The 11,080-nt window shown below is 63.8% G+C and carries 13 protein-coding genes; 10 read left to right on the top strand and 3 right to left on the bottom strand.

The window, feature by feature from the left end:
* Positions 1 to 96: 96 nt before the first annotated feature.
* The 10 genes from ACVJ19_RS16845 to ACVJ19_RS16890 all read left to right on the top strand — a co-directional run bounded on the left by ACVJ19_RS16845 (position 97) and on the right by ACVJ19_RS16890 (position 9,294).
* On the top strand, positions 97 to 852 hold the full coding sequence (locus ACVJ19_RS16845; RefSeq protein ID WP_453950171.1) for a biotin/lipoate--protein ligase family protein: 756 nt from the start codon (positions 97 to 99) through the stop codon (positions 850 to 852).
* A complete protein-coding gene (locus ACVJ19_RS16850; protein WP_453950172.1) occupies positions 849 to 1,388 on the top strand; it encodes a DUF6505 family protein in 540 nt (179 codons plus the stop codon). The genes ACVJ19_RS16845 and ACVJ19_RS16850 overlap by 4 nt, the downstream gene beginning before the upstream one ends.
* On the top strand, positions 1,385 to 2,392 hold the full coding sequence (locus tag ACVJ19_RS16855) for a DUF6352 family protein (protein WP_453950173.1): 1,008 nt from the start codon (positions 1,385 to 1,387) through the stop codon (positions 2,390 to 2,392). The genes ACVJ19_RS16850 and ACVJ19_RS16855 overlap by 4 nt, the downstream gene beginning before the upstream one ends.
* Positions 2,389 to 2,904: a DUF3305 domain-containing protein gene (locus ACVJ19_RS16860; RefSeq protein WP_453950174.1), complete on the top strand. Its 516-nt coding sequence runs from the start codon at positions 2,389 to 2,391 to the stop codon at positions 2,902 to 2,904. Before ACVJ19_RS16855 ends, ACVJ19_RS16860 begins: the two co-directional genes overlap by 4 nt.
* Positions 2,901 to 3,527 (top strand): DUF3306 domain-containing protein, encoded by a 627-nt coding sequence (locus tag ACVJ19_RS16865; protein ID WP_453950175.1) that lies wholly within the window; start codon positions 2,901 to 2,903, stop codon positions 3,525 to 3,527. Before ACVJ19_RS16860 ends, ACVJ19_RS16865 begins: the two co-directional genes overlap by 4 nt.
* A 132-nt stretch (positions 3,528 to 3,659) precedes the next feature.
* On the top strand, positions 3,660 to 4,439 hold the full coding sequence (locus ACVJ19_RS16870) for a molecular chaperone TorD family protein (RefSeq protein WP_453950176.1): 780 nt from the start codon (positions 3,660 to 3,662) through the stop codon (positions 4,437 to 4,439).
* A 29-nt stretch (positions 4,440 to 4,468) separates the two neighbouring features.
* Entirely contained in the window at positions 4,469 to 4,687 is a 219-nt protein-coding gene (locus ACVJ19_RS16875; protein ID WP_130371465.1) for a twin-arginine translocation signal domain-containing protein, read from the top strand.
* Positions 4,688 to 4,689: 2 nt separating this feature from the next.
* On the top strand, positions 4,690 to 7,632 hold the full coding sequence (locus ACVJ19_RS16880; protein ID WP_453950177.1) for a formate dehydrogenase subunit alpha: 2,943 nt from the start codon (positions 4,690 to 4,692) through the stop codon (positions 7,630 to 7,632).
* A 12-nt stretch (positions 7,633 to 7,644) separates the two neighbouring features.
* Positions 7,645 to 8,241 carry a formate dehydrogenase FDH3 subunit beta gene (gene fdh3B, locus ACVJ19_RS16885; RefSeq protein WP_011088224.1) on the top strand — a complete coding sequence of 199 codons (597 nt, stop codon included), beginning with the start codon at positions 7,645 to 7,647 and terminating at the stop codon, positions 8,239 to 8,241.
* Between the two features lie 39 nt (positions 8,242 to 8,280).
* The gene (locus ACVJ19_RS16890) at positions 8,281 to 9,294 is read left to right on the top strand and encodes a formate dehydrogenase subunit gamma (protein ID WP_453950178.1); all 1,014 of its coding nucleotides are present in this window, start codon (positions 8,281 to 8,283) and stop codon (positions 9,292 to 9,294) included.
* A 118-nt stretch (positions 9,295 to 9,412) separates the two neighbouring features.
* On the opposite strand, the gene ACVJ19_RS16895 is transcribed toward ACVJ19_RS16890, so the two are convergent.
* The 3 genes from ACVJ19_RS16895 to ACVJ19_RS16905 all read right to left on the bottom strand — a co-directional run bounded on the left by ACVJ19_RS16895 (position 9,413) and on the right by ACVJ19_RS16905 (position 11,056).
* Positions 9,413 to 9,535 carry a hypothetical protein gene (locus tag ACVJ19_RS16895; protein WP_453950179.1) on the bottom strand — a complete coding sequence of 41 codons (123 nt, stop codon included), beginning with the start codon at positions 9,533 to 9,535 and terminating at the stop codon, positions 9,413 to 9,415.
* A 181-nt stretch (positions 9,536 to 9,716) separates the two neighbouring features.
* Positions 9,717 to 10,004: a YciI family protein gene (locus ACVJ19_RS16900; protein ID WP_453950180.1), complete on the bottom strand. Its 288-nt coding sequence runs from the start codon at positions 10,002 to 10,004 to the stop codon at positions 9,717 to 9,719.
* A 77-nt stretch (positions 10,005 to 10,081) separates the two neighbouring features.
* On the bottom strand, positions 10,082 to 11,056 hold the full coding sequence (locus tag ACVJ19_RS16905) for a sugar ABC transporter substrate-binding protein (protein WP_453950181.1): 975 nt from the start codon (positions 11,054 to 11,056) through the stop codon (positions 10,082 to 10,084).
* Positions 11,057 to 11,080 lie beyond the last annotated feature (24 nt).

Below are 11,080 nucleotides of genomic sequence, written 5' to 3' on the forward strand. Positions count from 1 at the left end.
CCTCCGCCAGTGCGGTGCCGACTTCCGGACTCGCGCCACTCCCGCACCTCGTATAGATATTCACTATCGGGAAGAAAAGGAAAGTGGAGGACGGCCTTGCGGTCGACCCCAACCAGCCACGTTTCCCCGGTGGAGCCGATCCAGCTGCCGCCGCCTTTCACGCTCGTCCGGTTGCGTGAGAGCAGAGACGCCTTCGCCGAAGCTTCCCGCATTGCACCAAAAAGCGGCGCCGGAACGCTGGTGTATGTCGGGCGGTTCGATCTTGCCGAATTCGCCGTGGTGCTCGAGCCGGGCGAACCGTTGAGGACCGCGCGGCGCGCCTTCTACGCCGGCATGGTCGCGCTCACGGACGCTCTTCGTGCCTACGCACCGCCAAACAAGACCGTCGCGATCGGCTGGCCCGACGCCGTCGAGATCGATGGCGGGTTGGTCGGCGGTGCGCGGATGGCATGGCCGTCGTCTGTGCGCGAGGACGAGCCGCCCGCATGGCTGGTGTTTGGCGCCATGATCCGGACGGTCGCAATGGCCGAGCAGGGGCCCGGCGTTCATCCGCTCGCGTCCGCGCTGGATGAGGAGGGGTTCGGCGAAACCGGAGCTGCAGAGGTGACCGAGAGCTTTGCACGGCATCTGATGCGGGTGATCGATAGCTGGCAGGTCGACGGCTTTGACAGCGTCGCGCGCGACTATCTCAGCCGGGTTCCCCGCGAGCGCCGAACCGTCCTGAGGATCGACGAGAGCGGCGATCTCCTCACGCGCCGCGTCGGCACCGACAGGGTCGAGCGGAGCGAGCTCGTCAAGGCGCTCGCCACCCCGTCCTGGCTCGATCCGAAACTCGGGGGGCCGCGGCTATGAAACTGCTGCGCACCATCGCGCTCGATCCCTCCGATACGTTCGTGTTCGATGCGGCGGCGGAGCCCGGCGAATGGGCCGTCTCCGGCGCGTTCCGCTTCTGCGACCAGGATCCCGCGACGCTGAGCGGCAAGCCGCGCGCGGCGTTCCGCAGCGGCTTCCTCGGGGTGCAATCCTGGGGCTGGTCGACGCTGGCGCAGATTGTGCCTGCAACGGAGAGCGACTGCCGGGCGCTGATCGAGCTCCTTGCCGGCCAACTCATCGATCGTTTCGGCGCGCCGGACCCGGCAACCGCGCGGACGGCCGCCGAAGAGGAGATTGCCTTTGTGCAGTCGCTCTGCACGCATCCGATCAGTTCGCTCATTGCCGTCCACCGCTCGGTGAGCGGCGGCGAAGTCCGCGAATCGTTCCGCAGGCTGCAGCTGCGGCAAGGGCAGGGGCACAGCAAGGCGTTCTCGTTCATGGAAGTCGAGGAGGATGTCGAACCCGACGGCAATGTCAGGCTTGCCGATATGAGCCAGGAGCGACAGCACCGATGAACGATTTCTGGATCGCGTGCGGCCACCATCTGCTCGATCGCAATGAGAGCGGCGGGCTTTGCGTCACCGACGAGTTCCTGAAGGCCTATTTTGCGCGTCCCGAGCTGATTCCGCCGGACGAAGCATGCCCGGTCGAGCGGCGGCTGCACCGCGCGCTGCTCGCCGCTCCCCGCCGGCCGGTCGGCGCTGACGAGGTCGCCGCGATCGTCGATGCGGACGCCCGGGAGAACTGGCGGTTCGTGCTTGCCTTTCGCGATCTCCTCGTGCGGCACCCGACGCTCGAGGCCGCCTATCTTGCAACCGTCCGGTCGCGGGCCAACGATCTGCCGCCGCTGTTCGTCAACCAGCTCGTGCATGTGATCCTGCGCAATGCGCTCGATGGCTGCGATGATCCCTTCGTGCTGCGCGCAGCCGAGCTGTTCTTCCGCTCGCAGCGCATCCTGCCGCATGAGCAGGCCTTGCTGCTCGGAGATGAAGAAGTCGTCGGTGGCCAGAGCCCGACCCCGGTGCTGTCGCTGATGTCGATGCTGGGGGCCGTGACCGATGCCCAGCTCGACGTCCTGAGCGAGGACAATGCCGACGACTATTGGCACCGAAGTGATGATTTCGACATGGCGTTCGACCTCACCGCAGGGGGGCGCGGGCCGAGGGCGCTGGGGAAGGCGATGACGCGCTGGATCTCCCATCTGCTCGGGATCGACGTCTCCATTGAGCCGCTGCGCGAATTGCGTGATGCGCGGCTCACCTGGTATGTCGGGCTCGACGCCGATGCGACCAGGCTGGGCGACCGTCTCTGGCATGGGGAGCAGCTCGATGACCGCAGCGCCGGCCGCGTGCTTTCATTGTTCCGCCTGACGTTCGCAGACAAGAGTGCGGCCGCAGATGAGATGCAGGGCGAGCCGATCTATCTCATTCTGTCGGTGAACTCCGAACAGAAGCTCCGGATGAAGCCGCAGAATCTGCTGACGGGGTTGCCGATCAAACATCTGGAGATGGTGACATGAGCCCGGCTGCGCTGCCGCTGGTGCGCATTCCCGTCGGCATCGTGGTCGAGCGGCACAAGGCGGACTCGCCGTGGACCGACTTTGTCTGGCGCGCCGTCGCCGTGCTGCCGGACGAGCCGGACACAAAGCCCTGGACGGTGCTCCGCCAAGATGGAGGTGGGACACTGTTTTATGCCGGCAGCGCTATGGTCGATCTCTACAGTTCCGAGACGGCGCGCTATCGCGATAATCTCGCTTCGGGGAGCCCGAGCATCTGGACAGTATTGTCGCCTGCGGAAGGCGTTTGGCCCTATTCGGTGGCTGCCGCCACCGCCGATCCCGCGGAAGGCGAAGCGTTCACGGAGGCCGGTGCCAATCTGGTCGAGGCCGTTCCCATGCCGGAAGTGCTGCGCGAGCAGATTGAAAGCTTCGTTGCCGAGCACCACGTCGAACGGGAGTTCTTCAAACGCAAGCGGCGGCAGGCCGATCCGGAGGCGCTGGCGCGCCGGCAGCATGAAGGCGGACACGAATGAGCGAGGATAGGTTCCTGGCGCGCTGGTCCCGGCTCAAGCAGGAGGCAAAGGCGAACGCTACCCAACCGGATCCGGCAATGCACGACAACATGCCGTCGGCGCCGCCGCCCGCCGCGAAAGACGATGAAGCGGAGTTCGACCTCTCGAGCCTGCCTTCGATCGACTCGATCACATCAGCGACCGATATCAAGGCGTTCCTGCACAAAGCGATACCGCAGGAGCTGACACGTGCGGCGCTTCGTCGCGCTTGGAGTGCTGATCCCGCCATACGCGACTTCGTGGGACTTGCCGAAAACGCGTGGGACTTCAACGATCCGTCGGCAATGCCGGGCTTTGGGCCGCTGGATTGTTCCGAGGCAGAACTGGCCGCGTTCGTGGACAGAATCATCGGCGGCATCAGCAAGTCAGCCGAGACGCTGGCCGAGACTCCGGTTGAAGTCGCGGATTCTTCGCCGGAATTGCCTCCGGTCGAGAGATCAAGTGTCGAGATCGTCGCCGAAGACGAAGCGCGCCCCGAGCCCGCACCTGCCCCTGCTGCAACGCAACTAACGGTCGCCGAAAGCACCGGAAGCGAGCAGCTGTCGATTCCTCGCCGCACGCATGGCGGCGCGCTACCCCGCTAGGACCCCCGACGAAAGACCATAGCCTCAGACTATGGGGAGGTGATTGACCCTCTGTTGGGCCAGGACTACCCTTCGTTTACTGCTTTGTAGCAAAAGCAAAATCAGCACCTGGGACTTGGATGGGAGGTCCACGTGCGTGATGACGGCCTTGAGCGAGCCATTGACGCCGCGGGCGGCGTGGCAGGACTTGCGCGCAAAATTGGCATTAGCCAACCCTCCGTTTCGAACTGGACCAAGGTGCCCGCACAACGGGTGGTTGCGGTCGAGGCGGCCACCGGCGTATCGCGCAATGACCTGCGGCCTGATCTGTACAGCGAGCCGCTTCTGTCCGAAAAGCCGATTGAACCCGTCGATGCGGCGCGCGCGCAGGAATATCTGCTGCTCGCGACGCTCTTGTCCGCGGCACCGTCAGGAAGGCTGCTCGATCAACTGACCACATTGATCGGTGATGCGACGCCGCTCGGGCGCGCGCATGCCGAGCTGGCCGCAGCCGCGGCCAATGCGGTCCCGGCGAAGGTCGAACGCGAATATTTCGATCTGTTCGTCGGTCTCGGTCGCGGCGAGCTCTTGCCCTACGCCTCCTACTACCTGACGGGATTTCTCAACGAGCGGCCGCTGTCGCGTCTGCGCGCCGATCTCGCCGAGTCCGGGATCGAGCGCGCCGCGAATAATCCGGAGCCGGAAGATCACGCCGCCATCCTGTGCGAGATCATGGCAGGCTTCGCGGGAGGCCGCTTCCCGGCGTCGTTCGAGGCGCAACGCGCATTCTTTGACAAACACGTCGCGCCCTGGATGGGGCGGCTGTTCGCCGACATCGAGCGCGCGGAGAGCGCCATCTTCTATCGTGCGGTCGGCGCGCTCGGTCGCGCCTTTATCGAGATCGAGACGGAAGCATTCACGTTCGCCAACTGACCTGCACCGGCAGGTCCAGGAGAGATGCGATGAGTGAAGACAGGAAAACCACAGTTGGGCGGCGCGATTTCCTGCGCAAAGTAGGCGTCGGCACGGTGGGCGCCGGCGCGACGCTCGCGACACCGCTGGTCGGATCCGCGCAAGCTGATAGCGAAACCAGCGATGAGAAGCGCAAGGCGCGCTACAAGGAAACCGATCACGTCAAGGCCTTCTATCGGGTCAATCGTTATCCGGCCAAGGGAGGTTGACCGTGCTGATCAAGCGAACAGACCTGCGTTCCCTGCGCCATGGTTCCGTTGCCGAGTCCCTTGCGGGGCAGGCCGGCAGTCTCGACCGCCGCAGCTTCTTGAGAAAATCCGGTCTTGCCGGTGGCGCGCTCGCCGCGCTCGGCACGCTGCCGGTCAGCGGCGTGCGCAAGGCGGAAGCGGCGGTGGCCGGTCCGCTCACAGCAGGCGCGACCGTCCGCAAGAGCATCTGCACGCATTGCTCGGTTGGGTGCACGGTCACGGCCGAGGTCTTGAACGGGGTATGGATCGGTCAGGAGCCGAGCTGGGATTCGCCGATCAATCGCGGTTCGCATTGCGCCAAGGGCGCCTCCGTGCGTGAGCTCGTGCATAGCGAGCGGCGGTTGCGCTATCCGATGAAACTGGTGGGTGGCCAGTGGGCCCGCGTCTCCTGGGATACCGCGATCAACGAGATTGGAGACAAGCTTCAGGCCGTGCGCGAAAAGTCGGGCCCTGACTCCGTTTATTGGCTCGGCTCGGCCAAGATGACCAATGAAGGCGCCTACCTGTTCCGCAAGCTCGGCGCCTTCTGGGGAACCAACAACACCGATCACCAGGCCCGCATCTGCCATTCGACCACCGTCACCGGCGTCGCCAACACCTGGGGCTACGGCGCGATGACCAACAGCTACAATGACATCCGCAATTCGAAGACGCAGATGATCTTGGGCGGCAATCCGGCAGAGGCGCATCCGGTGTCGTTGCAGCACCTGCTCGAGGGAAAGGAGCTGCAAAAGGCCAACTTCGTCGTCATCGACCCGCGCCTGACGCGCACCGCCGCACACGCGACCGAATATGTGCGGATGCGGCCGGGCACCGACATCCCCATACTCTACGGCATGATGTGGCACATCCTCCAGAACGGCTGGGAGGACAAGGAGTTCATCCGGCAGCGGGTCTACGGTTTTGACGACCTCAAGAAGGAGGTCGAGAAGTGGACTCCGGAAGAAGTCGAGCGTGTCACCGGCATTCCCGGCGAGCAGCTCAAGCGCGTCGCCAAGATGTTTGCGACCGAAAAGCCTGCCACGCTGATCTGGGCCATGGGCCAGACCCAGAAGACCGTCGGCACCGCCAACGTGCGCGCCAGCTGCATCCTGCTGCTGATGACCGGCAATGTCGGCGGAGAGGGCATGGGAGCCAACATCTTCCGTGGCCACGACAACGTGCAGGGCGCGACCGACGTCGGGCTCGATATCGTCACGCTGCCGTTCTACTACGGCCTCGCCGAGGGCGCCTGGAAGCATTGGTCGCGGGTTTGGGAGGTCGACTATGACTTCCTGAAGTCGCGCTTCGACTCCAAGCAGATCATGGAAACGCCGGGCATCCCGCTGACCCGCTGGTTCGAAGCGGCGACGCTGCCGAAGGATCAGGTCGCGCAGAAGGACAATGTCAGGGCGGTGATCGTGCAGGGACATGCCTCCAACAGCATCACCCGTATTCCTGAATCCCTCAACGGCCTGAAGGCACTCGATCTGCTCGTCATCGCCGATCCGCATCCGACGACCTGGGCCTCGCTGGCAGTCGAAGCGGGGCGCAAGGATGGCGTCTACATTCTGCCGGTCGCCACGCAATTCGAGTGCAAGGGCTCGCGCGTTGCCTCCAACCGCTCGCTGCAATGGGGCGAGCAGATCGTGAAGCCGATCTTCGAGTCGAAGGATGATCTCGAAATCATCTACCTGATGGCGAAGAAGCTCGGCGTCGCCGACCAGATGTTCAAGAAGATCAAGGTCGAGAATAATCTTCCTGAAGCAGAGGATGTCCTGCGCGAGATGAACCGCGGCAGCTGGTCGACCGGCTATTGCGGGCAATCGCCCGAGCGCCTCAAGGCGCACATGAAGAACCAGGCCAAGTTCGACATGCTGACGATGCGCGCGCCGAAGGACGATCCCGAGATCGGCGGCGATTATTACGGCCTGCCTTGGCCGTGTTGGGGATCGCCGGAGGTCAAGCATCCCGGCACGCCGCTGCTCTACAATACCAATCTGCACGTGATGGATGGCGGCGGCACGTTCCGGCCGCGGTTCGGCGTCGAGCGCGAGGAGAAGCTGCCGGACGGCACGACCCGTAAGGTGAGCCTGCTCGCGGATGGCTCGTACTCGCTGGGGTCGGGCATCCAGGACGGCTATCCGGAATTTACGCTCGCGAGCTTGAAGAAGCTCGGCTGGGACACCGAGCTCACCGAAGCGGAAATGGCCGTGATCAACAAGGTCAACCCGGCCACTCCGGACGCGGTGTCGTGGGCGCTCGACCTGTCGGGCGGCATCCAGCGTGTCGCGCTGGCGCATGGCTGCGTACCCTATGGCAACGGCAAGGCGCGCATGCATGCCTTCGGCTTGCCCGATCCCATCCCGGTTCACCGCGAGCCGATCTACACGCCGCGCGTCGATCTCGTCGCCAAATACCCGACGCTGCCCGACGCCAAGCAGTTCCGGATGCCCAATATCGGCTTCTCGGTGCAGAAGGCCGCGGTGGAGAAGGGAATTGCAAAACAGTTCCCGCTGATCCTGTCGTCCGGCCGCCTGGTCGAATATGAGGGCGGGGGCGAGGAGACCCGGACCAATCCTTGGCTCGCCGAATTGCAGCAGGACATGTTCATCGAGATCAACCCTGCCGACGCCGCCGAGCGCGGCGTCAAGGATGGCGGCTGGGTCTGGGTGACGGGAGCCGAGAACAATTCCCGGGCAAGGATGAAGGCGCTCGTCACCGAGCGCGTCGGGAAGGGAGTTGCCTGGATGCCCTTCCACTTCGGTGGCTGGCTTGCGGGCAAGGACCTTCGCGGCAACTACCCGAAGGGCACCGACCCGATCGTGCTCGGCGAAAGCGCGAACACGATCACCACCTACGGATACGATCCCGCGACGAACATGCAGGAAACCAAGGTCACTCTTTGCCAGATCGCGGCGGCATAAGGAGCAACGACGATGGCACGTATGAAGTTTCTCTGCGACGCCGACCGTTGCATCGAGTGCAACGCTTGCGTCACGGCCTGCAAGAACGAGCACGAGGTCCCCTGGGGCATTAACCGCCGCAGGGTCGTCACCATCGCCGATGGCAAGCCGGGCGAACGATCGGTCTCGATGGCTTGCATGCACTGCACGGATGCTCCGTGCGCGGCAGTGTGCCCGGTGAACTGTTTCTATACCACCGCCGATGGCGTGGTCCTGCACTCCAAGGATCTGTGCATCGGCTGCGGCTATTGCTTCTACGCTTGTCCGTTTGGCGCGCCGCAATATCCGAAGGTCGGCAATTTCGGCTCGCGCGGAAAAATGGACAAATGTACCTATTGCGCCGGCGGCCCCGAGGCCGACGGCAGCAAGGAGGAATACGAAAAATACGGCGCGAACCGCCTGGCCGAGGGCAAGCTGCCGCTGTGTGCCGAGATGTGCTCGACCAAATCTCTGCTTGCCGGCGACGGCGAGATCATCGCCCAGATCTATAAGGAGCGCGTGTTGAAGCGCGGCTACGGCTCGGGCGCATGGGGCTGGAAGACCGCCTATCGCGAAACGATCGAGTCCTGAAGGCGCCGCGCGCCGTGGCACAAATGCCGGGAGGAGTACATGTCCTCATTTGCAAGGTTCATTCGACCAGCCATCGGCGCGTGGGCGTTGCTTTTTTTGCTCATGGCAGCTCCGGTACCGTCGCCGGCCCAGCAGGTCAATCCGACGGCGAGCTCGGTCAATGAGCAGAAGCTGCTTCAGGAGATGGACCGGATCCAGGGGCGCGTCAGCATCCCCGACCAGCGCTCCAGCGTGCTGGTGCAACCTGCCGGCCGCGAGTGGCGTGAATTCCGCAACGTTGCGCTGCGGTGGATCGGCGGCGTTGCCATGGTCGGCATGCTGGCGGTGCTGGTGATCTTCTATTTGACACGCGGCATGGTGCGCCTCGAGAGCGGACGATCCGGCCGCACCATCGTGCGGTTCAACACCTTCGAGCGTTTCGTGCACTGGATGACCGCGACCTGCTTCATCATCCTGGCGATTTCGGGATTGAACGTCACGTTCGGGCGGCCGCTGCTGCTTCCGCTGATTGGATTTGAAGCCTTCTCGGAATGGTCGCAATGGGCAAAATACGCGCACAACTACCTGAGCTTTCCCTTCACGATTGGCGTTGTGCTGATCTTTCTGATGTGGATCAGCGGCAATATCCCGAGCAAGGTGGATCTGGAGTGGATCAAGCGCGGAGGCGGCCTGTTCGGTCACGATCATCCGCCGGCTCGCCGTTTCAACGCGGGTCAAAAGGGGATCTACTGGATCGTTGTGATCGGCGGTGGCCTCGTGGCCGCGACGGGCTACGTGCTGATGTTCCCGTTCTACGGGACGGGGATCGAGGGCATGCAGATGGCCCAGATCGTTCACGCCGTCGTGGCCGTGCTGTTTATCGCCGCGATGCTCGCTCACATCTATATCGGCACGATCGGGATGGAAGGTGCTTTCGAGGCGATGGGATCAGGCGAGGTGGATGTCAACTGGGCGCGCGAGCACCATAGCCTGTGGCTCGACCAGGAGTCGGCACGGACCGGCCCGAACGATTCTCAGCCGCAGCCTCGCCATGCTGCGTCCGCAGCCGAATAGAGCTGACGGAGTATTGCCTAGAGCATGATCCGGAAAAGTGCGAAGCGGTTTTCCGGAAAGATCATGCGCAAGCAATAACCTCAAGCGCGACGACGATTCATCCAAATCTCATCGCGCTTTAGAGCCGCACGCCCGTCGTCGCAAAGGCTTCTGCGACGGGTTGCTGTACGCTGTCGAGCACGGCAACTCCCGCCATCGTGATGACGACCGTCGCAACACAGGCAAGCATGAAAGCCTTCATCGCGATCCCTCCTCGCGAGCATTATACAGAACCTCCGGCCGCGGACAAAGGCTGCGCTCGGGAAGGTCAATGCGGGCCGCGGCCAACGCACCGCTGTCAAAGGGTGTTCGGCGTAGCAATTTTACCTATGTCCGGGCTGCGGATCGCGCAAGGGTGCTCGCTCCAATCAGGGCCTGGCAGTCTATCCTTGTCGCCGCATGAACCCAGTGATCGTGACCTTCTCCCAGATGCCGGCCGCTGCGAAGGGGTCCGCGCGGTTAAAGGCCTCGACTTCTGCACGACTGGGGGCCTCGACCAGGAACAGGCTGCCGATCATGGTCGCGCCGTCGTCGGAGACGAGCGGTCCGGACATCACGATCCTGACCCCGAAGCGCGAGGTGTCGCTCAGGAAGGCCTTGTGGGCGTCGTAGTTGGCGAGCCGGGTCGGCAGCGCGCCGGCGCGGTCGAGGGCATGAATGGCGAACAGCATGGTGTCTCCGTTTTCTTGGCTTCGTTCTTGGGACGGCCGCGAGGGGCGGCCGTCCGGGTTTGCCGTGACCTGTCGATCTACTTGGCACCGAGCTTGCCGGCGTCCTCGAAGGTCGGGCAGGTCCGCTGCTCCAGCGGCACGTCGAACGGCCCAAAATTGTCCTTGGTGATGACGGTCGGCTTCAGCACGATCTCGGCGATGACGGGCTGGTTGCGCAAGGACCGGATCGCCATCATGGTGCCGAGGCAGCCTTGCGCGAACCCGTTGTAGTCGCCGCTCGCGAGCAGCTTGCCGGACTTGATCGCGTCGATCGCCTCCTTGGTGCCGTTGATGCCGATCACCTGCGCCTTGCGGTTGGCGCCGTCGAGCGCCTCGATCGCGCCGACCGCCATGGCGTCGTTGGCGGCGAGGACGCCGTCGATCTGCGAATTCGACTGCATCAGGTTCTCCATCACCTGAAGCGCCTGGAGCCGCTGGTAGTTACCGGGCTGCGAAGCCAGCAACTTGGCGCCGGGCGCTTCCTTCAGCGCGTCGTTGAATCCGCGCACGCGATCGACATTGGTCAGCGAGCCCTTGACGCCCTCGATGATGACGATGTTGCCCTTGCCGCCGAGCGTCTTGAGCAGGAAGCGCGCGGTCTCGAGCCCGAGGCTGTAATCGTCGGCGCCGACGAAGGACAGGAATTTTCCGCCCGCGGAGCGGTCGGTGATGTTCACGACGGGGATTTTTGCCTCGTTGATCTTCTCCACGCCCGGCACCATAGCCTTGTAGTCGACCGGCGTGAACACGATCGCGCTCGGCTTCTTCACCACGACGTCCTCGATCTGGCTGAGCTGCTCGGGAATCGAGTCCGGCTTGGTCGGGATGTACTGCAGCGTCTTCGCATTCAGCGACTTCGCCATGTTGTCGGCGCCGACCCGCACCGTCTGGAAGAACGGGTTGGTCTGGTTCTTGGTGAAGACCGCGATGGTCTCGCCGTCGGCGCGCACCTCGGTCGTGAACGCGGCGGCCATCAGCAGCGGCAGCGCCAGATAGTCCAGTCTCATTTTCATATTGCCTCCATCCCTGATTTTGCT

This window comes from Bradyrhizobium sp. USDA 376 (genome assembly GCF_054063675.1).

What these genes read in the sequence shown, in the direction of transcription:
- ACVJ19_RS16890 (WP_453950178.1), top strand. Translation starts at nt 8,281, where the DNA reads ATGTCCTCATTTGCAAGGTTCATTCGACCAGCCATCGGCGCGTGGGCG.
- ACVJ19_RS16895 (WP_453950179.1), bottom strand. Translation starts at nt 9,535, where the DNA reads ATGAAGGCTTTCATGCTTGCCTGTGTTGCGACGGTCGTCATCACGATG.
- ACVJ19_RS16905 (WP_453950181.1), bottom strand. Translation starts at nt 11,056, where the DNA reads ATGAAAATGAGACTGGACTATCTGGCGCTGCCGCTGCTGATGGCCGCC.
- ACVJ19_RS16855 (WP_453950173.1), top strand. Translation starts at nt 1,385, where the DNA reads ATGAACGATTTCTGGATCGCGTGCGGCCACCATCTGCTCGATCGCAAT.
- ACVJ19_RS16875 (WP_130371465.1), top strand. Translation starts at nt 4,469, where the DNA reads ATGAGTGAAGACAGGAAAACCACAGTTGGGCGGCGCGATTTCCTGCGC.
- ACVJ19_RS16860 (WP_453950174.1), top strand. Translation starts at nt 2,389, where the DNA reads ATGAGCCCGGCTGCGCTGCCGCTGGTGCGCATTCCCGTCGGCATCGTG.
- fdh3B (WP_011088224.1), top strand. Translation starts at nt 7,645, where the DNA reads ATGGCACGTATGAAGTTTCTCTGCGACGCCGACCGTTGCATCGAGTGC.
- ACVJ19_RS16850 (WP_453950172.1), top strand. Translation starts at nt 849, where the DNA reads ATGAAACTGCTGCGCACCATCGCGCTCGATCCCTCCGATACGTTCGTG.
- ACVJ19_RS16900 (WP_453950180.1), bottom strand. Translation starts at nt 10,004, where the DNA reads ATGCTGTTCGCCATTCATGCCCTCGACCGCGCCGGCGCGCTGCCGACC.
- ACVJ19_RS16865 (WP_453950175.1), top strand. Translation starts at nt 2,901, where the DNA reads ATGAGCGAGGATAGGTTCCTGGCGCGCTGGTCCCGGCTCAAGCAGGAG.